At 56.0% G+C, this 25892-nt stretch carries 30 protein-coding genes; 15 read left to right on the top strand and 15 right to left on the bottom strand.

The features are described from left to right. Position 1 precedes the first annotated feature (1 nt). A complete protein-coding gene (locus BXY66_RS06430; protein WP_132859323.1) occupies positions 2-574 on the top strand; it encodes a hypothetical protein in 573 nt (190 codons plus the stop codon). A 7-nt stretch (positions 575-581) separates the two neighbouring features. Here BXY66_RS06430 and mnmA read toward each other — a convergent pair whose 3' ends face one another. Continuing rightward, complete coding sequence (mnmA, locus tag BXY66_RS06435) at positions 582-1727, bottom strand: tRNA 2-thiouridine(34) synthase MnmA (RefSeq protein ID WP_132859324.1); 1146 nt, start codon at positions 1725-1727, stop codon at positions 582-584. Positions 1728-1852: 125 nt separating this feature from the next. On the opposite strand from mnmA, the gene sciP reads away from it, so the two are divergent. The 5 genes from sciP to BXY66_RS20685 all read left to right on the top strand — a co-directional run bounded on the left by sciP (position 1853) and on the right by BXY66_RS20685 (position 7748). Continuing rightward, positions 1853-2161 (top strand): CtrA inhibitor SciP, encoded by a 309-nt coding sequence (gene sciP / locus BXY66_RS06440; protein WP_132859325.1) that lies wholly within the window; start codon positions 1853-1855, stop codon positions 2159-2161. A gap of 202 nt (positions 2162-2363) precedes the next feature. Next, positions 2364-3077, top strand: coding sequence for a response regulator transcription factor CtrA (gene ctrA / locus BXY66_RS06445; protein ID WP_132859326.1), 714 nt, complete (start codon positions 2364-2366; stop codon positions 3075-3077). Between the two features lie 87 nt (positions 3078-3164). Continuing rightward, positions 3165-5420 (top strand): NAD-dependent DNA ligase LigA, encoded by a 2256-nt coding sequence (ligA, locus tag BXY66_RS06450; RefSeq protein ID WP_132860365.1) that lies wholly within the window; start codon positions 3165-3167, stop codon positions 5418-5420. Positions 5421-5427: 7 nt separating this feature from the next. Further along, the gene (recG, locus tag BXY66_RS06455; RefSeq protein ID WP_132859327.1) at positions 5428-7518 is read left to right on the top strand and encodes an ATP-dependent DNA helicase RecG; all 2091 of its coding nucleotides are present in this window, start codon (positions 5428-5430) and stop codon (positions 7516-7518) included. A gap of 107 nt (positions 7519-7625) precedes the next feature. After that, a complete protein-coding gene (locus tag BXY66_RS20685; protein WP_279432485.1) occupies positions 7626-7748 on the top strand; it encodes a hypothetical protein in 123 nt (40 codons plus the stop codon). A 267-nt stretch (positions 7749-8015) separates the two neighbouring features. On the opposite strand, the gene BXY66_RS06460 is transcribed toward BXY66_RS20685, so the two are convergent. Continuing rightward, complete coding sequence (locus BXY66_RS06460; RefSeq protein ID WP_132859328.1) at positions 8016-8468, bottom strand: iron-sulfur cluster assembly scaffold protein; 453 nt, start codon at positions 8466-8468, stop codon at positions 8016-8018. Between the two features lie 68 nt (positions 8469-8536). On the opposite strand from BXY66_RS06460, the gene hisI reads away from it, so the two are divergent. Then, positions 8537-8899, top strand: a complete 363-nt coding sequence (gene hisI, locus BXY66_RS06465; RefSeq protein WP_132859329.1) for a phosphoribosyl-AMP cyclohydrolase — start codon at positions 8537-8539, stop codon at positions 8897-8899. On the opposite strand, the gene gluQRS is transcribed toward hisI, so the two are convergent. The 4 genes from gluQRS to BXY66_RS06485 form a co-directional block, all read right to left on the bottom strand. Beyond that, entirely contained in the window at positions 8896-9735 is an 840-nt protein-coding gene (gene gluQRS / locus BXY66_RS06470) for a tRNA glutamyl-Q(34) synthetase GluQRS (protein WP_132859330.1), read from the bottom strand. The two genes, hisI and gluQRS, sit on opposite strands and share 4 nt — an antisense overlap. Beyond that, complete coding sequence (locus BXY66_RS06475; RefSeq protein WP_132859331.1) at positions 9732-10343, bottom strand: class I SAM-dependent DNA methyltransferase; 612 nt, start codon at positions 10341-10343, stop codon at positions 9732-9734. The genes gluQRS and BXY66_RS06475 overlap by 4 nt, the downstream gene beginning before the upstream one ends. Before the next feature lie 37 nt (positions 10344-10380). After that, on the bottom strand, positions 10381-11724 hold the full coding sequence (gene trmFO / locus BXY66_RS06480; RefSeq protein WP_132859332.1) for a methylenetetrahydrofolate--tRNA-(uracil(54)-C(5))-methyltransferase (FADH(2)-oxidizing) TrmFO: 1344 nt from the start codon (positions 11722-11724) through the stop codon (positions 10381-10383). A gap of 252 nt (positions 11725-11976) precedes the next feature. Then, positions 11977-12765: an enoyl-CoA hydratase gene (locus BXY66_RS06485; protein ID WP_132859333.1), complete on the bottom strand. Its 789-nt coding sequence runs from the start codon at positions 12763-12765 to the stop codon at positions 11977-11979. A 56-nt stretch (positions 12766-12821) separates the two neighbouring features. Here BXY66_RS06485 and BXY66_RS06490 point away from each other — a divergent pair, with 56 nt between their 5' ends. Next, positions 12822-13241 carry a PaaI family thioesterase gene (locus tag BXY66_RS06490; protein WP_132859334.1) on the top strand — a complete coding sequence of 140 codons (420 nt, stop codon included), beginning with the start codon at positions 12822-12824 and terminating at the stop codon, positions 13239-13241. Beyond that, complete coding sequence (locus BXY66_RS06495) at positions 13238-13882, top strand: DUF2459 domain-containing protein (RefSeq protein ID WP_132859335.1); 645 nt, start codon at positions 13238-13240, stop codon at positions 13880-13882. Before BXY66_RS06490 ends, BXY66_RS06495 begins: the two co-directional genes overlap by 4 nt. A 62-nt stretch (positions 13883-13944) precedes the next feature. Here BXY66_RS06495 and BXY66_RS06500 read toward each other — a convergent pair whose 3' ends face one another. Beyond that, positions 13945-14175: a DUF1127 domain-containing protein gene (locus BXY66_RS06500; RefSeq protein ID WP_132859336.1), complete on the bottom strand. Its 231-nt coding sequence runs from the start codon at positions 14173-14175 to the stop codon at positions 13945-13947. Between the two features lie 89 nt (positions 14176-14264). Here BXY66_RS06500 and BXY66_RS06505 point away from each other — a divergent pair, with 89 nt between their 5' ends. The 6 genes from BXY66_RS06505 (at position 14265) to BXY66_RS06530 (ending at position 18915) form a co-directional block, all read left to right on the top strand. After that, the gene (locus tag BXY66_RS06505; RefSeq protein ID WP_243694310.1) at positions 14265-15659 is read left to right on the top strand and encodes an aminotransferase-like domain-containing protein; all 1395 of its coding nucleotides are present in this window, start codon (positions 14265-14267) and stop codon (positions 15657-15659) included. Between the two features lie 159 nt (positions 15660-15818). Continuing rightward, positions 15819-16280 (top strand): 50S ribosomal protein L13, encoded by a 462-nt coding sequence (gene rplM, locus BXY66_RS06510; RefSeq protein ID WP_132859337.1) that lies wholly within the window; start codon positions 15819-15821, stop codon positions 16278-16280. A gap of 3 nt (positions 16281-16283) precedes the next feature. After that, complete coding sequence (rpsI, locus tag BXY66_RS06515) at positions 16284-16769, top strand: 30S ribosomal protein S9 (RefSeq protein WP_132859338.1); 486 nt, start codon at positions 16284-16286, stop codon at positions 16767-16769. Positions 16770-16919: 150 nt separating this feature from the next. After that, positions 16920-17600, top strand: coding sequence for a cytochrome c3 family protein (locus tag BXY66_RS06520; protein ID WP_132859339.1), 681 nt, complete (start codon positions 16920-16922; stop codon positions 17598-17600). Then, positions 17597-18436: a c-type heme family protein gene (locus tag BXY66_RS06525; RefSeq protein ID WP_132859340.1), complete on the top strand. Its 840-nt coding sequence runs from the start codon at positions 17597-17599 to the stop codon at positions 18434-18436. Before BXY66_RS06520 ends, BXY66_RS06525 begins: the two co-directional genes overlap by 4 nt. Then, positions 18424-18915 carry a hypothetical protein gene (locus BXY66_RS06530; RefSeq protein ID WP_132859341.1) on the top strand — a complete coding sequence of 164 codons (492 nt, stop codon included), beginning with the start codon at positions 18424-18426 and terminating at the stop codon, positions 18913-18915. Before BXY66_RS06525 ends, BXY66_RS06530 begins: the two co-directional genes overlap by 13 nt. Here BXY66_RS06530 and BXY66_RS06535 read toward each other — a convergent pair. The 8 genes from BXY66_RS06535 to BXY66_RS06570 all read right to left on the bottom strand — a co-directional run bounded on the left by BXY66_RS06535 (position 18909) and on the right by BXY66_RS06570 (position 25780). Continuing rightward, on the bottom strand, positions 18909-19331 hold the full coding sequence (locus tag BXY66_RS06535) for a hypothetical protein (RefSeq protein ID WP_132859342.1): 423 nt from the start codon (positions 19329-19331) through the stop codon (positions 18909-18911). The genes BXY66_RS06530 and BXY66_RS06535 overlap by 7 nt on opposite strands. Beyond that, on the bottom strand, positions 19328-19945 hold the full coding sequence (locus BXY66_RS06540; protein ID WP_132859343.1) for a TetR/AcrR family transcriptional regulator: 618 nt from the start codon (positions 19943-19945) through the stop codon (positions 19328-19330). The genes BXY66_RS06535 and BXY66_RS06540 overlap by 4 nt, the downstream gene beginning before the upstream one ends. Next, a complete protein-coding gene (ppk2, locus tag BXY66_RS06545; protein ID WP_132859344.1) occupies positions 19938-20807 on the bottom strand; it encodes a polyphosphate kinase 2 in 870 nt (289 codons plus the stop codon). The genes BXY66_RS06540 and ppk2 overlap by 8 nt, the downstream gene beginning before the upstream one ends. A 41-nt stretch (positions 20808-20848) precedes the next feature. After that, positions 20849-21808, bottom strand: coding sequence for an alpha/beta fold hydrolase (locus tag BXY66_RS06550; protein WP_132859345.1), 960 nt, complete (start codon positions 21806-21808; stop codon positions 20849-20851). Between the two features lie 86 nt (positions 21809-21894). Further along, entirely contained in the window at positions 21895-22851 is a 957-nt protein-coding gene (gene metA, locus BXY66_RS06555; protein WP_132859346.1) for a homoserine O-acetyltransferase MetA, read from the bottom strand. Positions 22852-22907: 56 nt separating this feature from the next. Beyond that, positions 22908-23768, bottom strand: a complete 861-nt coding sequence (locus BXY66_RS06560; protein WP_132859347.1) for an ATPase — start codon at positions 23766-23768, stop codon at positions 22908-22910. A 115-nt stretch (positions 23769-23883) separates the two neighbouring features. Continuing rightward, positions 23884-24558, bottom strand: coding sequence for a thermonuclease family protein (locus BXY66_RS06565; RefSeq protein ID WP_243694311.1), 675 nt, complete (start codon positions 24556-24558; stop codon positions 23884-23886). 142 nt (positions 24559-24700) lie between these two features. Further along, positions 24701-25780, bottom strand: a complete 1080-nt coding sequence (locus tag BXY66_RS06570; RefSeq protein ID WP_132859348.1) for a transporter — start codon at positions 25778-25780, stop codon at positions 24701-24703. Positions 25781-25892 lie beyond the last annotated feature (112 nt).

A 25892-nucleotide genomic window follows, 5' to 3' on the forward strand; every position in this document is an offset into this window, starting at 1 on the left:
TATGGATATACTTGGCTTCGGTTTTTCAGCCTTTGTCGCGCATTTGCTAACCAATATCGACAACCTTGCGATTATGGCCGGTATGATCTTGACGCTTGGGATTTGGCGCACGACTGTCGGGTATCTTGCGGCGCAAGTGATCATGTTGGGTGCGGCGATGCTTTTGGCCGAAGGCCTTGAGAGCGAAGTGCCGAATGCCGTTGGATATTTGGGTCTTGTGCCATTGCTTCTTGGGTTCACCGCTCTTGCGCGGCAGTGGCGCGGCGGCGAAGACGCCAAGCATAGTTTCGACCGGATGCGGGTGATCGCGGTGATCGCACTTTTCTTGAGTGTGTCATTGGACAGTTTCGCCGTGTTTGCGCCGCTGTTGGCGGATTCCACGGATTCCTATCGCGCAGCAGCGCTCGGCGGCGCTGCTGTGTCGGCGCTTTTGCTGGCGATAGTCGGTCTGGCTGTGACACGGGCCACAGGGGGGCTCATTACCCGCGTGGTGCGGCTGGACCGTTTTGCCCCTTATGTGATGATTGCGGTCGGGTTTTACGTGTTGATGAACACGGCCACGGACATGGTGTGACGCGGGATCAATACCCGCGCCAGATCCATCCACCGCCGAAAATGCGCGAGCTTTCGCTGTCATAGAAGACGCAAGCCTGGCCGGGCGAAACGCCTTCTTCCGGCGTGAGCAGTTCCACTTCCGCAGTGTCGGGGCCAAGCGGCCTGATGATCGCCTCGCGCGGGGGACGGGTTGAGCGCACCTTTACGGAAACGTGCCATTCCTTGCGGCTGTCAAAAGGTTCGTCCCCGAGCCAGTTGATTTCGCGGACCGGAATGGTGCGCGTGGACAGCATTTCCTTTGGGCCGACAATCACCTGTTTCGCGTCAACATCGAGTTTGACCACATAGAGCGGTTCAGTAAGGCCGCCAATGCCGAGTCCGCGGCGCTGGCCAATGGTGTAATGAATAACACCGTTGTGCGTTCCGCGTACGTTGCCCTCGTGATCCACGATGTCGCCGGGCTCGGCAGCTCCGGGGCGAAGCTTCTCGATAACGCTGGCGTAGTCGCCATTTGGGACAAAACAGATGTCCTGGCTGTCCGGTTTATCGGCAACCGAAAGGCCATATTCAGCGGCCAATGCGCGTGTTGCGTCTTTGTTGGGCAGGTGGCCCAGAGGGAATCGCAGGAAATCGAGCTGCTCCGGCGTTGTCGAAAACAGAAAATAACTCTGGTCACGACGGGCGTCGGTGGCCGAGTGCAACTCCGCTCCGTTGGGACCTATTTTACGCTGGATGTAGTGTCCGGTGGCCATGCAGTCTGCGTCCAGATCCTTGGCGGTTTCCAGCAGGTCCTTGAATTTCACACGCTCATTGCACCGGATGCAGGGAACAGGGGTGGCGCCGGCGAGGTAACTGTCGGCAAATTCATCGATCACTGCGTCCTGAAAGATGTTTTCGTAATCAAGGACATAGTGGGGAAAACCCTTTTCTTCGGCCACGCGACGCGCATCGTGAATATCGATCCCAGCACAGCAGGCACCCTTCTTGGCCAGAGCCGCACCGTGGTCGTACAATTGCAACGTCACGCCGACCACGTCGTAGCCTTCGTCCGCCAGTTTCGCCGCGACAACAGAACTGTCGACGCCGCCGGACATGGCAACAACCACGCGGGTCTCGGATGGGGGTTTTGCAAAGCCGAGGGAATTCAGCTTTGTGTCGCTGTCAAGCGCCATGATGAGTCTCTCCGATCAGAAGTCGTCGAGAATATAGGAAAATCCTAACTACTCTCAAGGGGCGGTTTCATACCTCATTAAGTCTGTTGGGGCAGTGTGTCGCCACCTGAGAAGGATAAAGTGTGATGTTTTTGAAAAAAGTGGAGGGACCGCGGTGTGTGACCTTGCCTGATGGCTCGGTGATGACGCGTGCGGATTTGCCCCCGGCTGATACGCGCAGGTGGGTTGCCTCGCGCAAGGCGGCGGTTGTTAAGGGGGTCGTTTACGGCCTGATTAGTCAGAAAGAGGCTTTGGAGACCTATGGGTTGAGCGAAGAGGAGTTCAATCACTGGGTGAAAGCCGTTTCGCGTCACGGATTCGATGCGCTCAAGGCGACGTCGGTACAGAAATATCGCGAAAAAACGGCAGATGAGGGGGCAAGTCCAACCGCATAAAAGCCAAAAAACAGGTGGGTTTCCGCGAGGACACGCAAAAGGGGTGGCCATTTCTTGCCAATACTTTGCGAAAACTCGTCAAACGTGTAAATCTGGGTGTCAGGGGGATGGTAATCTTCATTAACAGACCAACCTAGTAACCACGAGTTAACCTTTATTAGCCATGGTTAACAGGCAACCCTCCTGAAGTAAGGATTTTATAATGCGAGTTTTGTTGGTTGAGGACGACCCCACCACCTCCAAAAGCATCGAGATGATGCTGACGCACGCGAACCTGAATGTGTATTCCACCGATCTTGGCGAAGAAGGCATCGACCTGGCTAAGCTCTATGACTACGACCTGATCCTGCTGGATCTGGGCCTGCCGGACATGACCGGCCACGAAGTTCTGCGCCAGCTGCGCACCGCGCGCATCGACACACCGATCCTGATCTTGTCCGGTGCAGATGACACCGAGAGCAAGCTCAAGGGCTTTGGATATGGTGCGGACGATTATCTGACCAAACCGTTCCATCGCGAAGAGCTGGTGGCTCGCATTCACGCGATCATCCGTCGTTCCAAAGGCCACTCCCAGTCGGTCATCCGCACTGGTCAGATTTCTGTGAACCTGGACGCAAAAACCGTTGAGGTTGAAAACAAGCCTGTTCACCTGACCGGCAAAGAGTACCAGATGCTGGAACTGCTGAGCCTGCGCAAAGGCACCACGTTGACCAAAGAGATGTTCCTGAACCACCTCTATGGCGGCATGGATGAGCCGGAACTGAAAATCATTGACGTCTTCATCTGCAAATTGCGCAAGAAGCTGTCCGAGGCGACTGGTGGCGAGAACTACATCGAGACCGTCTGGGGCCGTGGCTATGTGCTGCGTGATCCGGAACCTGCGGTTTCGGAAGAGACTGTCGCACTCCGCGCATAAGCCGCTTGAGGTCGGAAAGCGGCGGCCCTATCACTTGGGAGGGTAGATAGGGAGACGCCGGTGACCGACGCGCTTAAAGTGAGCGAAATGACCAAAGAGCAGGCGCGCCTGGAACTGGCGCGCCTTGCTGCGTTTTTGGGGCGCGCCAACGAAGCTTACCATACCGAGGATGCGCCGGAGATCTCCGACGCCGACTATGACGCGGGCAAGCGTCGGAACGCGGAGATTGAAGCGCGGTTCCCGGAACTGAAGCGCGCTGACAGCCCGAGCGACCAAGTGGGCGCGGCGCCTTCCGAAGGATTTGGCAAGATCACTCATGTGGTGCCCATGCTGAGCCTCGGGAATGCTTTTGAGGATAGCGATGTCGTGGATTTTGACGATCGCATCCGCAAATATCTCAACATGTTGCCGCGTGATGAACTGAGGTTTACGGCGGAGCCGAAGATTGACGGGTTGAGTCTTTCGCTTCGCTACGAAGGAGGACAGTTGGTCTATGCGGCGACCCGTGGTGACGGGGAAACCGGTGAGAATGTCACCGAGAATGCCAGAACCATTGCCGATATCCCTCAGGTTCTGGAAGGTGCGCCCGATGTGATTGAGGTGCGCGGCGAGGTCTACATGAGCCACGCTGATTTCGAGGCGCTGAATGCGCGCATTGTCGAGAAAAACACCAAGTTGGAAGCGGAAGGAAAAAAACCTCAAACGGTTTTTGCTAATCCGCGTAACGCGGCTGCTGGAAGCCTGCGTCAGCTTGATCCCAATGTGACCCGTGAGCGGCCCTTGAAGTTTTTTGCATATGCATGGGGCGACCTTTCCCAGCCTTTGGCAGCATCACAGATGGGCGCAATCAAAAAGCTCTCTGATTTGGGGTTCGTCACAAATGACCTGACAGCGCTTTGCGATGGACCAGACGCGATGATCGCGCACTATCGGATGATAGAAGAGCAACGTGCGTCGCTGGGATATGACATCGATGGCGTGGTCTACAAAGTGGACGATCTCGCGCTTCAGGGGCGACTGGGTTTTCGCTCAACAACCCCACGATGGGCTGTTGCGCACAAGTTTCCCGCAGAACTCGCGTGGACAAGGCTGGAAGGGATCGACATTCAGGTGGGCCGCACCGGCGCGCTCAGCCCTGTGGCTCGATTGCATCCTGTTACCGTGGGCGGCGTTGTCGTGTCCAACGCGACGCTCCACAACGAGGATTACATCGCGGGCAGGGACAGCAAGGGAGAAGACATTCGCGATGGCAAGGACATCCGCGTTGGGGACTGGGTTCAGGTCTATCGTGCGGGCGATGTGATCCCCAAGGTCGCCGATGTGGACCTTAAGAAGCGTCCCAAAGATGCCGTGCCGTATGTCTTTCCGGATGTTTGCCCGGAGTGCGAAAGTCCCGCGGTGCGCGAGGAGGGGGATGCGGTACGGTATTGTACCGGCGGATTGATTTGTCCGGCTCAAGCTATTGAAAAATTAAAGCATTTCGTGGCACGCAAGGCTTTGGATATCGAAGGGCTGGGCGCGAAGCAGATCGAGATGTTTTTCGACGATGCACAGCTTCCGATCAAAACACCCGCAGATATTTTCACGCTTGCCGAGCGGGATGAAGCCAACCTTACCAGCCTGAAGAACCGAAAAGGTTTCAAGGACAAGAGCGTTGCGAACCTGTTTGCAGCGATCGATGCGAAGCGCGAGATTGGTTTCGGCCGTCTTCTGTTTGGTTTGGGTATTCGACATGTCGGGGAGACGGCAGCGAAAGACCTGGCCCAGCATTTTATGACTTGGGACAAGTTGGCTGAGGCCGCAGAGGCCGCGCGCCCAGCGGCATTAGGCTGGCGGGCTGCGGATGTCGCGGAAGAGGCCGAGCGTATTGCCGCAGCAAGGGAAGGGCGGCGCGGACGTATCAAGGAAGCACGCGATCTTGCGGCGGCAGAAGTGGACGTGTCTCGATCTGCGCAAGCGGCGTGGGATGATCTGACGGGAATTGACGGGATCGGTGCGGCGGTCGCGTTGTCTTTGACGGATGCCTTTGCGAATCCGCAAGAACGGGCGGAAATCGACCGCCTTGTGGGTATGCTGAGCATTGAGTCGCCGGAAGCGGTTGCGACCGAGAGCCCGGTTGCTGGAAAGACCGTGGTGTTTACAGGCAAGCTTGAAAAGATGACGCGAGACGAGGCCAAAGTCAGGGCAGAGAGCCTTGGCGCCAAAGTGTCTGGCTCGGTGAGCGGCAAGACAGATCTGTTGGTGGCGGGACCGGGAGCGGGTTCAAAAGCCAAGAAAGCGGCGGATCTTGGCGTTGAAACGATAGATGAAGACGCGTGGCTGGCGCTGGTCGAGGGGTTGTAATCGGGCAATGACGGGGCGGCCAGAGATCCTCTATCCGCTGTTTGCGGATCTGACAAAACTGGATGGCGTGGGGCCAAAAACGGCGCAGCACCTCAGCCAGATTGCTGTAGAAAAGCCGCGTGACCTATTGTTTTCACTTCCATATTCCGGAATTGACCGCGCGCTCAAGATCTCGGTCAATGAGGCGGAGTTGCCGTGTACGGTTACCGTTCAGGTATTGGTCGGTGCTCATCGCCCTGCACGCAATCGTGGCGGGGCGTATCGGATTACCGTTCAGGATGCACTGACGACGTTCCAGTTGGTGTTTTTTCATGCGCGGGGCGAATACTTGAAGAAAGTGTTGCCCGAAGGCGAGCGTCGCGTGGTGAGCGGTAAGGTCGAGTTATTCGACGGTGTCGCACAGATGGTTCACCCTGAATACATTGTTGCGCCGAATGAGGCAGACACAATTCCCGCGTTCGAACCGGTATACCCGCTGACGCACGGGGTGACACAAAAGACAATGGTCAAAGGCGTTCGCTCAGCGCTTGATCGGGCGCCTGAACTGGCGGAGTGGATTGATCCTTCACAGAAGGACCAGTCAAAATGGCCGCATTGGCGGGAGGCCATGGAACAAGTTCATTTGCCGATGTCTTTGGCAGAGGTGACGCCGACGCATCCGGCACGGGAGCGTCTCGCATATGACGAGTTTTTCGCACATCAACTGACCTTGGCACTGGCGCGGGCACAGTTGCAGCGGGCAAAAGGTGTCATTTCGGAACAATCCGGTGCGCTTCAGGCCAAAGTACGCGCAGCGCTGCCTTTTGCGCCTACGGGAGCGCAAGAACGCGCTGTGGAGGCGATTGCGCGGGATATGGCGCAACCGATCCGAATGAACCGGTTGCTGCAGGGAGATGTGGGCGCAGGCAAGACGCTGGTGGCTTTTATGGCGCTCTTGATCGCGGTCGAAGCTGGCGGGCAGGGCGTGATGATGGCGCCGACCGAAATTCTTGCGCGTCAGCATATGGAAGGCCTGAAACCTCTGGCCGAAAGCGCCGGCGTTGTGTTGGAGATACTGACCGGCCGCGACAAGGGTAAAGAGCGCAAGGCAAAGCTGGAAGCTTTGGCTCGGGGAGATATTCAAGTTCTGGTAGGAACGCATGCGGTGTTTCAGCAGGATGTTCACTTTGACGACCTCCGGCTGGCGATCATCGACGAACAGCACCGTTTTGGTGTGCGCCAGAGGTTGGAACTCGGCAAGAAAGGCGCCGGGGCGGACGTGTTGGTCATGACCGCCACCCCCATCCCACGCTCCCTGTCGCTGGCTCAGTACGGCGATATGGATGTCTCTGTTCTGGACGAAAAACCGCCAGGACGACAGCCGATTACCACAGCATTGGTGAGCACCGGCCGTATGGATGAAGTCGTGGAGCACCTGCGAAATGCCGTTGCCGAGGGTAAGCAGGCCTATTGGGTTTGTCCGCTTGTTGAAGAAAGCGAGAACGTCGATTTTACAGCGGCGGAGGAGCGGTTCAAACACTTGCGAGCCGCTCTTGGCGAAGGTGTGGTCGGGCTGGTTCATGGGCAAATGCCGCCAGCAGAAAAAGATGCGGCCATGGCAGCATTCCAGCGGGCTGAGACTCAGGTGCTTGTGGCGACGACAGTGATTGAGGTTGGCGTGGATGTGCCCAATGCCACGATCATGGTAATCGAACGGGCCGAGATTTTCGGTTTGGCACAGCTTCACCAGTTGCGCGGGCGGGTTGGACGCGGGTCGCAGGCTTCCACTTGTTTGCTGATGTATCAGGCACCTCTGAGTGAGAGCGGGCAGAAGCGCCTGACAGTTCTGCGCGACAGTGAAGACGGGTTTGTGATTGCCGAGACGGATCTTCAAATGCGAGGCGCTGGCGACCTGATCGGCACTGCGCAGTCAGGCTTGCCCAGATTTCGGATTGCAGACATGGAGGCGCAGGCAAGTCTCATGGCGGTTGCGCAGTCTGACGCGAGAAAACTCCTACACGACGATCCGGAGCTTCGCGGTGATCGTGGCGAAGCAGCGCGTGTTCTCCTTTGGCTGATGGAGCAGGACCAGGCGATCCGTTTGATTTCAGTCGGTTAGCGCCTTCGCTCTCATTTTGTTCTCAAATGTTCTCAAAAAGTTCTTGCCTGAGCGGGGTGAATATGAGAACAAAGAGGCAACAAAGGATTGATCGGGAGGAGGCACCCATGATGCAACAAATTAAATCCGTGGTTCGCAATTCTGGCGACACTCTGGTTCAGGACGCACTTGGTGGTGTTGTTCTTGTTGTGTTGATGGTTCTGGCTCTGCATGTGCCCGGTTACATCTGAACTGTCTGGAAGACTTTTGATCGTAGGTCTTTCTGTTTGATTGGAGTTTTTTGATTTCTGCCTGCGACCTTCACGCCGGTTTGTCCCCGCATCCTGTCCCCATCTAGATGCATCTCGACTTGTTCTGCCTGTTCTAAGTCCCGAAGGGTTCACTGCCTGATCCCCTTCATCGAGGAACCGGGTCCCACGTGAAGACGCACCTCACTGCCGCCGCCTTTCCTGCCAGAAAGTGCGGCGGTTTTTTTTTGCCTTAGTTCGGTGTAGAGTTCAGGCGCAGTTTGCCTGTTCCGCCTGTTCAAAAGCTTCTGCCGTGGCATCAAGCGCGAGCAGAATTGAGGCATGGCGGTTTTTGTAGTCTCGCGCGGGGCGCAACACCTCAAGGCCATCAAACGGCGCAGCTGGCGTCGGGCCATCTTCCTTCAGCATGGTTTTGAGAGCTGCGCGGGCTTCTTCGATTTCCGATCGTGAGCGGCCTATTACGGCGGATCCTACGACGGACGCTGAGGCCTGACCTAGTGCGCAGGCTTTGACGTCTTGTGCGAATTCTACAATGCGCCCGTCCTCGATCTTGAGGTCGACCGTTACAGTAGATCCGCATAGTGGCGCCCGTTTCTTGACGGTTGCGTCCGGGCTTTCGAGCCGGTCCGTATGCGGAATCGCTGCTGCCAGATTCAGGATCTGGCCGGAGTAAAGCTTGATCAGGTCATTTTCGCCGGACATCGCGGTTTCCTTTGTTAACGCTTTCATAGATAGAGGGCGCAAGCACGGATGCAAAGAGGGACGTTGGTATGCAATTTGACGCGCAGGGCCTGAAATACAATGAGGCGGGTTTGATCCCGGCAATTGCGCAGGATGCCGAGACCCACGAAGTCTTGATGATGGCGTGGATGAATGCTGAGGCCGTCGAAAAAACCCTTGCAACCGGTAAGGTCACGTATTGGAGCCGCTCGCGGCAGGCGTTCTGGATCAAGGGCGAGACCTCTGGCCATGTGCAGGAGTTGGTGGATTTTCGCTACGACTGCGATCAGGACTGCATTCTTGTTCTCGTCAATCAGACTGGTGCCGCGTGTCACACCAACCGACGCACGTGTTTTTATACGGCCGTACGGGAAGGCGAATCTGTCGAGCTCATGAAGCCACTGGACGACTAAAGGCCGACCATTTCACGTATTTCTGCAGGGCTCGCTCCCTCGTCACGGAATTTTGCGATTGCCCTTGCGTCATCGCGTTTGGCAAGCCGTTTTCCTGCGCCGTCGCGGATCAGGCTATGGTGGTGATACCGAGGAACGGGCAAGCCGAGGAGCGTTTGCAGCAAGACGTGAATGCGGGTTGCTTCAAAGAGATCTTCGCCGCGGACGACGTGGGTGACTCCGGTGGCCGCGTCATCCAGCACCACCGACAAATGGTAGGACGCTGCCATATTGCGACGCGACAGCACCACGTCGCCAATGGTTTCGGTGAGATCTCTTTGGGTTAAGTTGTGGTCTCCGGCAAAGGCAGGCCCGGTTTCAATGAAGCGCGCATAAAGATCTTTGGCGGCGCGCGCCATGTTCAAACGTGTGCAGGTGGCTTCATCAGCGGAAAGGTCTTTGGCGCGGCATGTTCCGGGATAGATGCGTCCATCAGGTCCAAAGAGCGGCGCTCCCTCTTGTGGGGCAGAGGCCGCAGCCTCGATATCGCGTCGGGTGCATTGGCACTCGAACGTGAGAGCGCGAGCACGAAGGGTGTCCAGAACGGTTTCGTAGTCGTCGAAGTGATCTGATTGGCGGCGTGGTTTTTCGTCCCAACTCAGGCCGAGCCACGCCAAGTCATCATAGATCTGCTGTTCCCATTCGGGGCGTGCGCGGGATTGGTCGAGATCGTCAATGCGCAGGAGAAACCGCCCGCCGGCAGCGCGGGCCATATCGTGCGCAAGCAGAGCAGAGTAAGCATGGCCCAAATGGAGTGGGCCTGTAGGCGAAGGAGCAAACCTCGTCGTGAAAGTCACAGTTTTTCAGCTAGATACACAGTGGAGTTGATGTTTCGCGCCGGAAGGTGCGGGCCGTATTCCTGCTCTAGCACCCGCAGCAGACCCTTGTCCACGCAGTCTGTGATTTTGGCGGCGTAGGCCGGGTCTTCGAGAGCGTGATCGTTGAAAGAGAGGACAAACAGTCCGCCGGGCGCGAGCTTTGAGAGCAGCACGTCAAACACGTCCAGAGGCGCGGCGCCCGGGCCAATCACACCGATTGCGGCGATTGCGTCGTAGTCGCCTTGCGCAAAGGGCGGGGGTGCATCGTCCTGAATTTGGAGAAGCGAACGATAAAGGTTTTTTGTCCGCGCCTTTGCCAGCATTTCGGCGGAAAGATCCATTCCATCGATTGTCTCGAAACCTTCGGCGCGCAGTGCCAGACCAGAGAGACCTGTACCGCAACCAAAATCCAGAACGGGCAGGGAGCGATCTTTTTGATGCGCGGCAAGCAGACGGGCGCAACGGGCTGGCGTGACGTAGCCATTTTCGCCAACCTCGGTTTCATAGGTGGCGGCCCAATCATTGTAGAAATGTTCGATGCCTTTGCCGATGTGGTTATAGGCTTCGTCAAGAAACTTGCGGGTCATGCACTCAGCGTAAGCGCATGACCTGCTTTGCGTCCAGTCAGCTTTGTTTGTCGAGCCAGGTTTGCCACTCCGCTTTGGCTCGATCGGTGTAGGCCTTGTAGCGGTCCTTGCGTCCGCGGCGGCCACCCTTAAGGCCATCGACGGGCTGGAACAAACCGAAGTTTACATTCATCGGCTGGAAGGTTTTGGCCTCAGCACCACCTGTAATGTGATGAACGAGTGCGCCCATGGCGGTGTTCAGCGGAGCTGTATCCAGCTCGTTGCCAAGAATTTCGGCGGCGGCCAGTCGCCCCGCCAGAAGACCCATGGCCGCGCTCTCAACGTAGCCTTCGACCCCTGTCACCTGTCCGGCAAATCGGATGTTGGGGCGAGATTTCAAGCGCATCTGGTCGTCCAGAAGTGTCGGTGAATTGATGAACGTGTTGCGGTGGATACCCCCCAAACGCGCAAAGTTGGCGTTTTCAAGTCCGGGGATCATCCGGAATACCTCGGTTTGGGCGCCGTATTTCATTTTGGTCTGGAAGCCGACGATATTCAGCAGGGTTCCCAGCGCATTGTCGCGGCGCAATTGCACAACTGCATAAGCCTTGTCATCGGGATTGTGTGCATTTGTGAGGCCGACAGGTTTCATTGGACCATGGCGCAGGGTTTCGCGGCCCCGTTCCGCCATGACCTCGATTGGTAGGCAGCCATCGAAATAGCCAGCCGTTTCACCTTCGTGGAACTCGGTTTTGTCGGCGGACAGGAGAGCATCAATGAAGGCCTCATATTGCTCCTTGTTCATCGGGCAATTCAGATAGGCCTTTTGCTCTTCTTCCGTTTCGCCCTTGTCATAACGCGATTGAAGCCATGCGATGTCCATGTCGATGCTATCGGCATAAACAATCGGGGCTATGGCATCAAAAAAAGCGAGCCTGTCTGCACCTGTCTCGGCTTGGATAGCGGCGCCGAGTGCTGTGGATGTGAGCGGACCGGTTGCAAAGATCCAGTGTCCTTCAGCCGGCAGATCGGTGATTTCGCCATATTCGACAGATACATTCGGGTGAGACATAAGCGTTTCGGTCACGGATTCGGCAAAGGGGTCGCGGTCGACAGCCAACGCACCACCGGCAGGTAGCCGGTGTTTGTCCGCCATTGCCATGATTAGACCGTTTGCCGCACGCATTTCCCAATGCAACAAACCGACGGCGTTCTGTTCGTGGTCGTCAGATCGGAATGAATTGGAACACACCATTTCGGCGAGGTGGCCCGTGCGGTGGGCGAAAGTTTCGACCTTGGGGCGCATTTCGTGGATTACCACCGAAACACCCATGTTGGCGGCCTGCCATGCGGCCTCGGACCCGGCCATGCCGCCGCCCACGATATGCAATGTCTGTGTCATGAAGGCGGAGATAGGGGAGCGCGCGGCAATTGGGAAGAGGCCGATGATCACATGTGGTTGGAAATTTTGGGAAGATCGCCAACATCCCGAGGTGGGATCAGAGAGAGTGACCCCGAAGAGGGACGAGGGATTGTTGGCGATCCATGTTTCCGGCGCGAGGGATTGCCGTAGACATGAGGAAAGGCTAGCACGCGGCGATTGGCCGATATATCCGTTAAGAAACAGGTATTTGCGGCAATATCACCGCAAATTTTACTGATCTGACCACTCGGGTGGGCGTTTCTCAAGAAAGGCAGCAATGCCTTCTTCGGTGTCGCGCCAGAGCATGTTCTGAACCATGACATCGCCCGTGTAGTCATAGGCCTCGTCCAATGGTTTCTGGAGTTGCTCGTAGAAAGCCTGCTTTCCGATTTTGACCGCAGCGCCGAGTTTGCCAGCCACCGTTTCTGCCAGTTCAGTTGTAGATTGTGCGAGCGAGTCGGCGGGAACGACCCGATTGATCAAACCGAGTCCGCATGCGCGGTGAGCGTCAATGAAGGCGCCGGTCGTGAGCATTTCGAAGGCCTGTTTTCTCGGAATATTGCGCGAAAGGGCAACCATTGGCGTGGAGCAAAACAGACCGATGTTGACGCCATTGACGCCAAACCGGGTGTTGTCGGCAGCCACGGCCATGTCGCATGTGGCAACGAGCTGGCATCCTGCAGCGGTCGCAATGCCATGAACTTGTGCAATGACCGGCTGAGGCATGCGCTGAATGGTCTGCATCATTGTGGCACAACGGGTAAAAAGGGCTTTGAAGTAGGCCTTGCCACCGTCCTCCGCTTGACGGCCCTGTGTCATTTGCTTCAGGTCGTGCCCTGCGCAAAAAGCTTTGCCTTCGCCGGAGAGCACCACAGTACGGACAGATTGGTCTCGAGCAATTTCATCAAACGCGGATTGCAACTCGGCAAGCATTTCATCTGACAATGCGTTGAGACGCTCTGGGGCGTTCATTGTCAGATAGGCGACCGCATTTGCGTCGCGACGTTCCAGATTTCCCATCTTGCCCTCCCATGCCTTTGGCGCAACCTTAGCCGTGGGAAGAGGAGAGGAAAAGCATGCAAGCCGTGATGACCAAAGAAGATTTGACGGAGTTTCTCGAACGGGTGTTTCCGCAGGTGCGGGATGATTTTGTGATCGAGAGCATCGACGGCGTGAATACGGTCATGCGATTAAAGGTGGCGGAGCGCCACTTGCGGCCTGGCGGCACAGTATCCGGACCAAGCATGTTTGGTTTGGCGGATGTATCGGCCTATGTGGCGACATTGGCGCGGATTGGGAAAGAGGCGCTGACCGTGACAACGGGGTGTTCGATGGACTTCATGCGCAAACCCGAGGCAGGAAAAGATCTTATCGCGCACGCAACGCTTCTGAAGCTTGGACGAACGCTATCTGTGACCAGTATCCTGATTTATTCGGAAGGCAGCGACGCGCCGGTGGCGCGCGCCAACATGACCTATTCGATCCCACCAAAATGAGCTTGGCGCGCTTGATTGCGCTGATTGTGACGTTGGTTGTTGCCAGCAGATTTGTGGCTTTTGGTGCGGACGATGGGTTCGACCGTGACCAAGGCACGCCAATTTGGGTGTTTGATCATGGCTACCACGCGGGTTTGGTGATTGCGCGAAGTAGCCTGAGTAAATTCGAGGGCGCGCGTTCGCAGGTCTGGCTGGCCCAATTTCCCGAAGCAGATTGGTTTGAATTCGGGTGGGGGGATACGGGTTTCTACTTCGAAGTGCCTGCTTATGAAAACGTTACACTGGCGATTGGTGCCAAGGCGCTTTTGTGGCCAAGTGACAGTGTGATGCACATATCAACCGGTTCGGGAACGCCGTTTGCGGTGTTTTCTCATTCCGACGGAGTGGAAATTCCAGTGACGGATGATGCGCTTGTCCAGATGCTTGCCTTTATTGAATCAGGTGCTGCGACCGACGTGCCGCTCGGGCCTGGGCTTTACGGCGTCAGCCGATTTTATCAAGGCCGTGGCGCCTATCATCTTTTTCAAACGTGCAACAGCTGGGTTTCGCAGGCTTTGCGGGCAGGCGACGTGCGTTCTGCACCGGGCCCATCTGTCCTGAGTGCCGGTCTACTTTGGGATTTGAAACGTCGTTACAATTGAGGGGCACTGACGAAAAAGGGCCGGGATTGACCCGGCCCAGTGGAAGAGGCGTCTGACGGGGATCAGATCCGCCACATCTTTTTCTGGGCCTCCAGTCGGGCGTCATCGACAGTAAGGCCGACATCCCACAAATGATCCTCGGAAAGCTTGGAGAGTGCACGGCGCGTGCGAACGCGTTGATCCCATTCCGTGACCATTGCAGCAAAAGACAGTGCCAGACGCGCAGCAACAGGAAGTTGAGCGTTTGCATTGCGGTTTGTCAGAGATTGCAGATTGGTTGTGGTCATAGTCATGGGCGTCTCCAATATTGTATTGATACAAACCTCAAATTTGTTACAAAGTGGGTGTATGTCTATGTCACCATGATTGCGAGGGAAATATTGTGATTGATACAATTTGGCCGCCTGATTTTGAGAAATCCACGGGTCCAAAGTACATTGTATTGATACAATCACTGCGTGGAGCCGTCCGCAACGGACAGCTTCCGATTGGGGAAAAGCTTCCACCGGTGAGGGAGTTGGCGTGGCAGTTAGGGATCACGCCAGGGACGGTGGCTCGTGCGTACAAGATGGCTGTGGAAGAAGGACTGCTGGAGACCACAGTTGGGCGTGGAACATTTGTCGCCAACACCCGTTCCGAACCTGATCTGGTGTCAGACCCATTGTTGCCGATCAGCCAAAGCGAAGATCTGGATCTTCGCCCGGTGCGCGTGCCGGATGTCGGTCAGGACCGTATTATTCGCAATGTCCTCGGCATACTGTCCAAGGGATGCCACACGCCTTATGTCGGTTGCGCCACTTCTGCCACTGACCTTTTGGCACGTCAGGCCGTGGTCAACTGGGTGGGATCAGACTTGGCAGGAAGGTTTGGTGCAGACGACGTGGTTCTGGCAATGGGCGCGCAGAATGCATCGGTTATAGCTCTTCAATGTTGTTTGCACGGAAATGCACCGACTGTTCTTACGGAGGCGGTCACTTTTCCCGGGGTCCGGCATGCCGGACGCCTGCTGAGGGCAGAGGTCATTGGCGTGGAACAGGATCAGCATGGGCTGCGCCCGGATTTGCTGGAAGACGCTTTGCGTCGACATGGCGGACAGGTTCTGGTGACGTCGGCGCAGGCGCACAGCCCGACGACGATCCAGACTCCGTTGGAAAGACGGCAGGAAATTGCAGAACTCGCGCGGCACTACAACTTGCAGATCATCGAGGATGATTGCCACGCGATTGGCACAGCTGATACGCCGTCTTATCGCGCGCTCTGTCCGGACAGAGCGTGGTACATCGGTTCGTTGACGAAGTCGGTCTCGGCTGCGTTACGGTTCGGGTATCTGGTTGCGCCGGAAGGGCGGGCTCAGACCGCGAGGCATGTGGCGCAATCCAACTTTTACGGTTTGGCACAGCCGATCCTTGATATCTGTGCGGAACTAATACTTACGGGACAGGCGGAGAGGATCAGGGAGCAGGTTCTAAAATCCATCAGGTCGCGTGTACAGCTTGCCGTGAATGTACTTGGCAGTTGGGACATACGTTGGCGCCCAGATCTGCCGTTTATCTGGTTGCGTCTGCCACAGGGCTGGCGGGGATCAACATTTGTTCGAGCCTGTGATGCGGAGGGGATCAGGATCAAATCCGCTGACGAGTACGTTCTTTCCGACGGGCAGGCTCCGAATGCGGTGCGTATCGCTTTGCCGTCGGATGTAGCAGAGCCAGAACTGCGGACGGCGTTGGAGTTGATGTCTGATTTGCTGTCGAAACCGCATTATCACGCCGAATATTAGTGGGGTAAAATGATACCTATTTTTCAAGACATTGAAATCATTTGATTATTTTGAAGTTGTGGCGCTTGACGTGACAATTGGCTGCTTTATAACCTGCCCATCGCATTTTGATGCGTCGGTACGTCGTCGCATCTGTCAACCAATCATGGAAGACCTGACATGAAAACCTTCTCTGCTACTCCGGCAGACATCGAGAAGAAGTGGATCATCATCGACGCCGAAGGCGTGGTGCTGGGCCGTCTCGCATCGATCGTCGCCATGCGCCTGCGCGGCAAGCACAAGGCGTCCTTTACCCCGCACATGGACATGGGTGACAACGTCATCGTGATCAACGCGGACAAAGTCCAGATGACCGGCAAGAAACGCACGGACAAGAAATACTACTGGCACACCGGCCACCCGGGCGGCATCAAGCACCGCACTGCGGAACAGATCCTGGAAGGCGCGCACCCAGAGCGCGTTGTGACCAAAGCTGTTCAGCGCATGCTGCCGGGCAACCGCCTGTCCCGCAAGCAAATGACCAACCTGCGCGTTTATGCCGGTGCCGAGCACCCGCACGAAGCACAGGCCCCTGAAGTGCTGGACGTGAAGTCCATGAACAGCAAGAACACCCGGAGCTAATCCATGGCTGATCAAATCAACTCGCTTGAAGAGCTGAACGCCGTTGCCGGTGAAGAAGCTGTCGTAGTCGAAGCCGCGCCGCGTGAGCCGGTACGTGACGAACTGGGCCGCTCCTATGCGACCGGTAAACGTAAAGACGCTGTTGCCCGCGTTTGGATCAAACCGGGTTCCGGTAAGGTCGTCGTGAACGGCAAAGATCAGGACAAGTATTTTGCGCGTCCGGTTCTGCAGCTGATCCTGCGTCAACCGTTCCAGGTTGCCGGCGTCGAAGGTGAATTTGACGTATACGCCACCGTTAAAGGTGGTGGTCTGACCGGTCAGGCCGGTGCAGTAAAGCACGGTATCTCCAAAGCTCTGCAGCTTTATGAACCGTCCCTGCGCGCGCCGCTGAAAGCCGCCGGCTTCCTGACACGCGACAGCCGTGTTGTTGAACGTAAGAAGTACGGTAAGCGCAAAGCACGTCGTTCTTTCCAGTTCTCCAAGCGTTAAGCTTCAGACGAACAAAGAATTTCAAAAGGCCGCGCGTTCTGCGCGGCCTTTTTTCGTTGTGCCGGACACTGCAATTAACGGTCTGTTAAGCATTTGGCCAAAAACTGCCCCTGTTAAAGCCTTTGATTTAGAGATTGAGCGGAGCCAGTCATGAAAGCTCCCACCGCACGACAGGTCCGGATCGCCGCTGTGTTTGCTGGGTTACCGATGTTTTTGGCTGCTGCCGTGGTCATGACCGATCCCATTGCCATGCCAATCATGGCCCACGGGCCAATCCAAGCAAGCCATGAGAGCATTCAGTGCGAGGCATGCCACCAGCCCAGCCCGGGAACAGCTCGCCAGCAGGTCCAAGGCAAGCTGCACTTTCTTTTGGGGTTGCGAGAAACGCCCGTGGATTTCGGATTCAGCGCGGTGACATCCAAGGCGTGTTTGGCTTGCCACGAGCGTCCGAACGAGCGTCATCCGATCTATCGGTTCCAGGAACCGCGATTTCAGGCTTCTCTGGCGCTAGTCGAAGCCACCAGTTGTCTGGGATGTCATTCGGAACATACCAATCACAGGGCCTCGATCGATTTGCTGTTTTGTCAGGCGTGTCATGAGGATTTGAAACTGAAATCCGACCCACTTGACGTGAACCATGAAACCTTGATTGCCAATCTGGAGTGGCAAACTTGCTTGGGATGTCATGACTTCCACGGGAACCACAAACATCAGGCGCCAACGCTGTTAGAGGCCGCGATACCGGCGGAGGCGGTGCTGCTATACTTGCAGGCGGGTCCAAGCCCTTATCCGCTTCCGAAACTTTTCAAGGGAAGAGAGGGCGGCGAATGATCAAGATTATTCTGGCAGGGATGTTTGGCAGCATCATGGTCTACTTGTTTGCCACAGCGCCGGCACCACTGCCGGACAGGTCTGTAACAGCGATTGATGATTGTCAGTTTGAGGTCCAATCACTGTTTGACGGAGTAAACGCCATCAACGATGCAGCACGATCCATATACACGAAACGTGTTGTAGGTGGCGGAAAGCTAGCGGGACTCGCATTCGGCGAAGACTGGCAGGAACCAACCGTTGAAAAGGGGCCTTTGCCGGCTCTGTTTCTGCGGTTGACTGCAGCGCGCTTGGAAACCAAGCCCCCGCCACTTGGCCTTTATCTTGGATCAGATGCCCCCATCAATAAATCCAATTTGTTTACGCCGGAGCAACTGGTCAGTTTTGAAGAAGTTAAAACCAAGCGGACGCCTGTTTTCTTACTTTCGGCTGTTGCCGGGAATGTGGGTATGTATCCGGATGTCGCAGGGGTGGCGCCATGTGTGGACTGCCACAACGATCACGAAGACAGCCCGAAAACAGACTGGAAGTTGGGCGATGTCATGGGCGCGACGACATGGACCTATCCAGATAAAACTTTGAATCTTAATAGTTATTTCAGCGCGCTAGAGGCTACATTTGTAAGCGTTCAGGAGGCGTATCAACTATATTTGGACAAGACCACGGGGTTCGAACTGCCGGTTGGTGTTGGAGAGAACTGGCCAAAAGAAGGGCGGCGCACTTTGCCTGATGCAGATGTTTTCCTGGCGGAGGTCAGGGCAGCTGCGGCGGCGCAACTTGTTGAGGCGATGTTGCCTGTTGATGGATTGGGGGATGTCGGAAAATGCGCCTCATAGTGAACACCGCGCGCCGCGCGCCCTACGCATTTCTGATCCTTATGGCACTGTCATTGGCGGCGGTCGTTATTTCTCGGGAGTGGCAGACCAATGTGTTGTCGGCATTGGGTGGCTTCGAATTTCAAGTGGTGACGGGGGCGTTACTGGTCACTGGATATGGCTACCAATGGCTCTTGTTTTTCAAGCGCGTAACGCGAGATTCATCACGGGCCCGCGAAGTGCTGAAAAGCCACCGCTGGGTCGGCGTGGGCATGACCTATGTATTCGCCTTGCATGCAGTGAGGTTCGGCCATGTTTGGATGACCACGTTGAGCGTTGTGTTTTTCTTGGTCGCGTTTACGGCCGTGCTCAATCGTGATGTTCTGCGGTACCGGCAAAATTGGATCTATTTGATCTGGCTTGCGTTACACATCGGGTTTTCTGCGATGTTGGTGCCGCTCATCGGACTGCACATCTGGGTCGCGCTGGCATTTCAATAGGAAGTGTGGTCGCAATCGGAAAGGGGAACCCATCGGTACCGTTCCTTACCATCTACCGAGCTCAGTCGAAACACGCAGATGGATTCAAGCGTGCTGGCGGCGATTGCCAGACTTTGCGTTGAAACCGTCCGGGAATTTCCGTCAGGAAGTTCGAAAGTCGCATAAACACGAGCCTGCCCGGTATCGGACGCGTGCTGATAAATGAACTGCACCGGTACCAAAAGTTTGTTTTGTGCTTTGTAGTGCGTCGGTTCATAGAGTGCGATGAAGGCGACACCACCGGCTATAAGAATTAGCGCGGAAAAAATGAGGCCAGAAAAGCGATAGTAGAAGATATACAAGCGGTCCGCTTTCGCGCGGCCAAAATACCTGAGCAATACCGCATGCACATTATCCGACAGCAAGCGCGGGATCATCTGTCATTGCCAATAAGACCTAACCCACGGAGGTAAACGCCGATGCCGCTTTCAAGCAGGTCCTCGGGCGCGAATGGGCTTTGCGTGCCGGGCGAATTGCGGGCGTAGAGTTCAACAACGCCGTGGCTCATAGCCCAGATGTGTGCAGAAAACATGGACGCGGGCGGTCGTTTCTCCGGGGGGATGTGTTGCGAAAGATCACCTGCAGCCTGTTCCATAACACCGCGAGCGCGGGCGGCGACAGCGGCCAGTTCCGGTGTCCGGTTCACAGAAATTCCGCTTTCGAACATGGCAATGTAATGGCCAGGATATTTCCTCGCAAACGCGAGGTAAGCGCGACCGGTGGCCTCGAAAGAAGCGAGCGCAGAAGGTTGGCCCTTTTCGTAGGCATATTGCATGACGTCGGCGAAGATTTCATAACCTTGGCGTGCGGCCTCGGCGATAAGGTCGTCGCGCCCCTCGAAATGCCGGTAAACCGCTGCGGGTGTTACGCCCGCAGTTTTTGCCGCCTCGGACAAGGTGAAACCCGACGGTCCCTTGGCCTCGATCAGACTGAGAGCAGCTTCGACCAGCGCCTGACGCAGGTTGCCGTGATGATAGCCGCGCTTACCCATTCCAGATGTCTGGGCCTCCACAGACCGCTGTGTCGATTTTCCCAATGGCTTCAACGTCTTTGCGATCATAGTCAAGGCTATGCAGCACGGTGCGGATTGCGTTTAGACGCGCCCGGCGTTTGTCGTCGGAGCGCACGATTGTCCAAGGTGCTATGTCACTATGGGTCCGGTCGAGGGTTTCGCGAATGGCTTCGGAATAGGCGTCCCAGCGTCTAAGTCCTTCCACGTCGATCCAGCTGAGTTTCCATTGTTTAAGCGGGTCGTTTTCACGTGACAAGAAGCGCCTGAGTTGTTCCGCGCGCCCGACATTGAGCCAGAATTTGAAGAAGTGGATCCCTTCTTCGACGAGGGTGTTTTCCAAGGGCCCGACTTGATTAAAAAATTTTGACCGTTGGTCATCGTCGCAAAACCCGAAGACCTTCTCAACGACGCCGCGGTTGTACCAGCTGCGATCGTAGAAAACGATTTCTCCGCCGGATGGCAGATGATCGATGTATCGCTGGAAGTACCATTGGGTGCTTTCGTCCTCTGTCGGTTTGGATAATGCGACCACGCGTGCACCACGGGGGTTCAGATTTTCGCGGAACCGCTTGATTGTACCCCCTTTGCCTGCGGCGTCTCTGCCTTCGAAAACCATCGCAATGCGCTGTCCGGTTTCCTTGACCCAATGCTGCATCTTGACCAGTTCGATTTGGAGGGCAGCGATGTCGGACTCGTAGGATTTTCCCCCAAGCCGCGAAGAATGGGGGTAGGTTTCGCTCAGGATATCTTTTTTGCCGCCTTTGCGGATTGCGTCCCGCACGTCGGCAGGTGCTTCATTCTCGAAATAGCCGCTTATAGCGCCGTCGAATGGCAAGTCCATGAAACCTCTCCTGTTTTTGCCAATATGGCCTTCAAGACAGATTAGCGCAATCCGGCGCGGACTGCTGCCCTGTCGATTGCGGCGATCACATCTTCTGGGTTGGTATGGTGCGGCATGTGTCCGATGCCCTCCAATGCGACGAGGTTCGCACCCGGAATGTCTTCCACCATTCGCGTCGAATGCACATTGATCCCGACAGTGGTGTCTTTGTCCCCATGGACGATTTCGACAGGCAATGTGAGATTTTTGTATTGCGGTGCAAGCGCTGCCAATTGAGGGCGAAGCTCGTGCCGTTGCTGGGCGTTGGCCAGCAGTGAAGAGGGGCGCAACACCAATGGCACACCGACATACGCCGCATACCCGTCAGGCGCGGGTTGAGGGGCAAAGATTCCAGCAATGGAGTCCGCGACGTAGTCTTCGCTGGCCCACGCGGAAATCAGGCGTGCCACGACAGGGCCTTTCCACGGGTCGGCCAACCGGGCATAGAAGCCGCTAAAGCCGCCCTCCCATGGGTAGGTCGCACCCGCGATCGAAACCGCAGCGGCGATGTTGTCCGGATGATTGACAGCCCAAGCCATTGTCACGGCACCACCGAAGCTTTGCCCCGCAACTATCGGATTTAAAACACCAATATTTGCCGACGCTTTTGAAAGTAAAGCCGCTTGATCCGAGATCGTCACGCCATTTGGTGCGAGAGCCGGTGTGTGTCCCAGACCGGGTCGGTCAAAGACAACAACACGATAATCTGAGGCCAGACGTCGCGCCAGGTCGAAGGTGAAATCACGGGTATTTCCGGACGCCCCGTGTAAGAGAACGACCGCTGGCCTGTCCGCTGCACCCATCGAAACATAGTGGACGGGATGTCCGTCAACTTCCGTGAATTCGCCATCGGGGGGAAAATCGCTTTTGGCTGTGGCCTTGCGCTGTTCGACTTTCCAGAGTGTTGCAACAACACTCGCAATCAACAGGGTCAAAAGTGATAACCCGATCCATTTCAACATCTTCGTCTCCCAACCGATTTTCACAACTATTCTGTGTGATCCTACGGTCGGGCAACGGTTTTCGATGTTTTGACGTGACGTGAGGGTCAGTCTTCGTCGTGTGCGCGCAAATCGGTGGTTTCGTAACCGATGCGGGACATATCAAATGGTGTCGTTTGATAGATCTCCGAAATCCAGTTGCCATAAAGCAGATGCGCGTGGCTGCGCCAGCGATTTTGCGGCGGGTTGGATGGGTCGTCGTCCGGATAGTAGTTTGTCGGCACGTTGATGGGTGTGCCTTCGGCAACGTCGCGGTCGTATTCCTGCTTCAGCGTATCAGAATCGTACTCGAAGTGATTGAAAATAAAAAGAGATCTGGTTTCCGGGTGCTCTACAAGACAAGGGCCGACGTCTTCACTCGACAGCAATGTGCGCAATTGCGGAACCGCGTCGATTTCCTCTTGGCGCATCTCCGTCCAGCGGCTCACGGGAATGACGCAATCGTCTGAAAAACCACGCAAAAACGGCGATGCATGCGCCAGATTCCGGTGCCGGAAACAGCCAAAAGCCTTGTGGTCCAGGATGTGTTTTTTGACGCCATGGAAATAGTTGATCATCGCCATGCCCCCCCAACAGACGCCAAACGTGGAGTGAACATTGGTGCGTGTCCAATCGAAGACATCGCAAAGTTCTTCCCAATAGGTCACGTCCTCAAACTGGAGGTGTTCGATCGGCGCACCCGTAATGATAAGGCCATCGAACTTTTCGCCGGACGCCTTAACGTCCTGAAAGGGGCGATAGAACTCCGCCATGTGTTCGGCTGCGGTGTTGCGCGTTTTGTGTTCGCTCATGCGGATCAGCGACAATTCGATTTGCAGCGGGGTGGCACCGATCAAACGCGCAAACTGGTTCTCAGTCTGGATTTTCTTTGGCATCAGGTTCAGAAGCCCGATGCGCAGGGGGCGGATGTCCTGACGGGCCGCTTGATCCTCGGCCATGACCATTACGCCTTCGTGCGTGAGCACGTCAAAGGCGGGCAGGTCTGACGGGATCTTGATAGGCATGGCTCAGGGTTCCTTCGGGTAGTTCGTTGTCGGCGTGAGGGCCATAGTTAGGCGCTTCAAGTCGTGGCCTCAAGGGTTTGGGAGATCAACGCAACAAAGTCGTCATCTGTTTCGACGCGCGCAACATCTTCGGCAGAGACCGTGATGCCTTGTTTTGCCATGGCGGCGTAACGTGGTTGGCGATGCGCGAGTGCACGGGCATACGTCCACCGTACAAATGCGTCGGGGTCGACCTTGTCTTCTGAATCACCGGTTTCAGCCAGATACTCATTCCAAGCGGCCAAAAGGAATTCTGGCTGGTAACACATAGGTTTAGGTGCACGATCAAATCGGCGGACGAGTTCTTCGGTATGGGCCTCGTTGCCTTTGATCCAAACCATGAGAGTGCTGTTCGCGAGTAGCGACAAAACTGGATCGGATGGATCGTCGGGATTTACAACTTCACATATGGAGCCGCCCGTGTCGCATACAAAATGGTCGTAACCATAGAGGTCGTGCGCGCGGTCGATAAAGGATTTGGTATCCAGCAGAGCGGCGATTTCCGCCGCCGTATGCTGGTCCTGACGGCGCTGGTACTCCGCAAACGGCAAGCCGCCTTTTGCGGCGTCCCCCGGTTTGCCGAGATAGGTGCTGAGTGGGGCGAGGTTGTTGAAGGTGATGTTGGAGCCGATATAGATGCTGTCGCTCATCAAAAGTTCACGAAGGAAGGGCACCTTCATCGCTTCGCGCTTGGCGTTATCGGTGATGTGCTCGCCCATGTAGCGGGTGCCGATACGGTAATCCACTGAATAGTGAAACCAGTCGCCGCTGGCGCGTAACGCATTGGATATGTGCGTTTTTCCAAGGCCGGACATTCCGAACAGAAGCACTTTTTTCTGAGTGGCGTCGCGCCAGTCCTGCGCGCTTTGATAGATCATGTCAGCGGTCCCTAACTCGTTCCCAAAGGTGGTAACGGGCGGGGGGAGGCGGGTCAAATGCTATTGAAATGTGCGTGCTGCAAAGCGTCGGTATTGCGACTGCAAAACGTCGGTATCAGCTTTTGGATTTGCGCCAACCTGCTGCCCGCGCTTCCGCCTCGGAGCAAAACCATCGTTGACCTTTTGAGGTATTGACCGTTGTGCGATCGTACCATTTACCGCCCGGAACGTGGTAGATGCGATCACCTTTGCTATTGATATTGCCTTTGATATTGCAATTCGCGGGTTTGGTTTTAGGCGGCAACCGCGTACCGCGGCGCCAGTCTTCGGGCGCGACAAAGCTGCCTTGCCAGATTCCGCGTTTCGCGCGTCTTGCGGCCCGTTCTTCTCGTACGTAGTCGTCTGAAAAGCGCGTGTAGGCAATCGCCCAACCTTCGCGGACCAACCAGGCATTCAGAGTCTTGCCGTTTTGCTCGCAAATCGCGATCCAACGACCGTAGCGGTCCTGATCGATCAAGTTGCAGGACACAGGACGACGTCCGATTTTGTCGGAGAGAGCAAAGGCAGCTTCTTTGCCGCAACGCCATGGATCATTGTTTGCATCGTGACAGAGTTGGCCGCTTTCCGGAGCGTCGATGCCGTGTAATCTTAGACGTTGCCCGCGAATTTCGATGGTGTCGCCATCAATGACGCTGGCCGTGCCCTTCAAAACAGGGCGATCCAGTGCAGTCGCGGGAAAGCCGGTCAAGGCGGCAAGGCATAGGCCTGTGAAGAGGCGAACCAATTTCACGTCAAATACTCCATCGCGCAAGAACCGCAAAAAAACGGAACGCGCAGGCAATCGGTAGATTTCGAAACGCCGGAGAGTGAGGCCGGCCTTTGCCTTATGGAGCGGAGGAGGGGAGAGCGCAATCGGCGCTCTCCCGATCGGCTTAATTCAGCGCATAGGTGACTTGAATGCCCGCAGCCCATGCGTTGTTGTCTTCGAAAATTGCGCCGGCATTGGTTACCGCGTCGCCCATCAGGATACGACGAATTCCGAAGGAGATTTGCGCTTTGTCGACCGTGTAAGTGCCGCCAATACCGACACTGAAGTATCCGTCGGACGGCCCAAGATCAGAGACGGTGCCGCCATTGCTTTTCTCGTAGCCGAGCGAGATCGCGCCGGAAAACGCGTCGGAAAAACGATGGCCGACACCGAGGTTGTAGGTGATCGAGTCGTTTGCGAAGGATACGATTGTGCCGCCTAGGTAATTTGGCGAGCTCAGGGAGAACTCGCTCCAGTCCACCCAGCGTACCGAGCCGAAAACCAGAGTGTTGGCTGCGACGCCGGTCTGAAAGTCCAGATTGAGCGACTGCGGTGTTTCGATTTCGCTGATGTGAGTGCCTGTTGCGCCACCTTCATTGAGCGTCAGCGACTGTTTGATCGCGGAGTTATATGTCAGCGAGATTCGCGCCGCGATTTCGGGCTTTTCCCACGCCGCACCGACAAGATAGCCGAGATCTGTCGCCTTGTCGGAGTTCATTGTGTAGGCCAATGCGGGGATATCGACCTCTGCCTGTGCACGCTGGACACGCAGACCACCGTAAAGGCTAAAGCCGGTATCAAACTTGTGGCGCAGGATCGCAGTCAGTGCTTGTGTGGACGCATCCGCTCGTAGCTGGTCAGGAAGGCCGATTCCCGGGATGGCAGGCACGCTGAGCGGATATGTCGGGGCATACTCTACGTGCGCACCAAAGGGTTGGTCGTAGATCAGCGCGAAGTCCAGAGTGTCGGAGAGAGCTGTTTTGAAGCCCAGTTGGGGCAAGCCATAGCCTTTGCCGATGTCGCCGGAATCAATGCCGAAGTACGTTCCAGACAGACTCGGGTCAGCATAAGAATAGGCGAATTGCAGGACCTGACCTTCTTCGAAAATCAAGTTGATGCCCTGACCTGAGCGGTCAAGACCACCAGCCAAAGCTGCGCCGCTTGCCAGCGACAGAGTCGCGGCACCCAGTAGTGTATTGCGCATATTTCCTCCCTGTGAGCCACATTCGGCGGCTCGGTATTTTTATTGCGTGACGGAACATAGATTCGCAATTTTGCGTCGGGCAATATTGACTTTGGGTCAGGGTCCGGAGTGA

The sequence above is a fragment of the Shimia isoporae genome (assembly GCF_004346865.1).
Lineage (GTDB): Bacteria > Pseudomonadota > Alphaproteobacteria > Rhodobacterales > Rhodobacteraceae > Shimia > Shimia isoporae.

Bases quoted from the DNA above. Each gene is read 5' to 3' on its own strand.
- rplM (WP_132859337.1), top strand. From the start codon at position 15,819: ATGAAAACCTTCTCTGCTACTCCGGCAGACATCGAGAAGAAGTGGATC.
- BXY66_RS06430 (WP_132859323.1), top strand. From the start codon at position 2: ATGGATATACTTGGCTTCGGTTTTTCAGCCTTTGTCGCGCATTTGCTA.
- ctrA (WP_132859326.1), top strand. From the start codon at position 2,364: ATGCGAGTTTTGTTGGTTGAGGACGACCCCACCACCTCCAAAAGCATC.
- BXY66_RS06460 (WP_132859328.1), bottom strand. From the start codon at position 8,468: ATGTCCGGCGAAAATGACCTGATCAAGCTTTACTCCGGCCAGATCCTG.
- ligA (WP_132860365.1), top strand. From the start codon at position 3,165: ATGACCAAAGAGCAGGCGCGCCTGGAACTGGCGCGCCTTGCTGCGTTT.
- BXY66_RS06495 (WP_132859335.1), top strand. From the start codon at position 13,238: ATGAGCTTGGCGCGCTTGATTGCGCTGATTGTGACGTTGGTTGTTGCC.
- BXY66_RS06525 (WP_132859340.1), top strand. From the start codon at position 17,597: ATGATCAAGATTATTCTGGCAGGGATGTTTGGCAGCATCATGGTCTAC.
- BXY66_RS20685 (WP_279432485.1), top strand. From the start codon at position 7,626: ATGATGCAACAAATTAAATCCGTGGTTCGCAATTCTGGCGACACTCTG.
- BXY66_RS06500 (WP_132859336.1), bottom strand. From the start codon at position 14,175: ATGACTATGACCACAACCAATCTGCAATCTCTGACAAACCGCAATGCA.
- BXY66_RS06485 (WP_132859333.1), bottom strand. From the start codon at position 12,765: ATGGGAAATCTGGAACGTCGCGACGCAAATGCGGTCGCCTATCTGACA.
- BXY66_RS06530 (WP_132859341.1), top strand. From the start codon at position 18,424: ATGCGCCTCATAGTGAACACCGCGCGCCGCGCGCCCTACGCATTTCTG.
- BXY66_RS06475 (WP_132859331.1), bottom strand. From the start codon at position 10,343: ATGACCCGCAAGTTTCTTGACGAAGCCTATAACCACATCGGCAAAGGC.
- BXY66_RS06535 (WP_132859342.1), bottom strand. From the start codon at position 19,331: ATGATCCCGCGCTTGCTGTCGGATAATGTGCATGCGGTATTGCTCAGG.
- BXY66_RS06520 (WP_132859339.1), top strand. From the start codon at position 16,920: ATGAAAGCTCCCACCGCACGACAGGTCCGGATCGCCGCTGTGTTTGCT.
- mnmA (WP_132859324.1), bottom strand. From the start codon at position 1,727: ATGGCGCTTGACAGCGACACAAAGCTGAATTCCCTCGGCTTTGCAAAA.
- BXY66_RS06560 (WP_132859347.1), bottom strand. From the start codon at position 23,768: ATGATCTATCAAAGCGCGCAGGACTGGCGCGACGCCACTCAGAAAAAA.
- rpsI (WP_132859338.1), top strand. From the start codon at position 16,284: ATGGCTGATCAAATCAACTCGCTTGAAGAGCTGAACGCCGTTGCCGGT.
- sciP (WP_132859325.1), top strand. From the start codon at position 1,853: ATGTTTTTGAAAAAAGTGGAGGGACCGCGGTGTGTGACCTTGCCTGAT.
- recG (WP_132859327.1), top strand. From the start codon at position 5,428: ATGACGGGGCGGCCAGAGATCCTCTATCCGCTGTTTGCGGATCTGACA.
- BXY66_RS06570 (WP_132859348.1), bottom strand. From the start codon at position 25,780: ATGCGCAATACACTACTGGGTGCCGCGACTCTGTCGCTGGCAAGCGGC.
- BXY66_RS06490 (WP_132859334.1), top strand. From the start codon at position 12,822: ATGCAAGCCGTGATGACCAAAGAAGATTTGACGGAGTTTCTCGAACGG.
- BXY66_RS06540 (WP_132859343.1), bottom strand. From the start codon at position 19,945: ATGGGTAAGCGCGGCTATCATCACGGCAACCTGCGTCAGGCGCTGGTC.
- ppk2 (WP_132859344.1), bottom strand. From the start codon at position 20,807: ATGGACTTGCCATTCGACGGCGCTATAAGCGGCTATTTCGAGAATGAA.
- trmFO (WP_132859332.1), bottom strand. From the start codon at position 11,724: ATGACACAGACATTGCATATCGTGGGCGGCGGCATGGCCGGGTCCGAG.
- BXY66_RS06550 (WP_132859345.1), bottom strand. From the start codon at position 21,808: ATGTTGAAATGGATCGGGTTATCACTTTTGACCCTGTTGATTGCGAGT.
- hisI (WP_132859329.1), top strand. From the start codon at position 8,537: ATGCAATTTGACGCGCAGGGCCTGAAATACAATGAGGCGGGTTTGATC.
- metA (WP_132859346.1), bottom strand. From the start codon at position 22,851: ATGCCTATCAAGATCCCGTCAGACCTGCCCGCCTTTGACGTGCTCACG.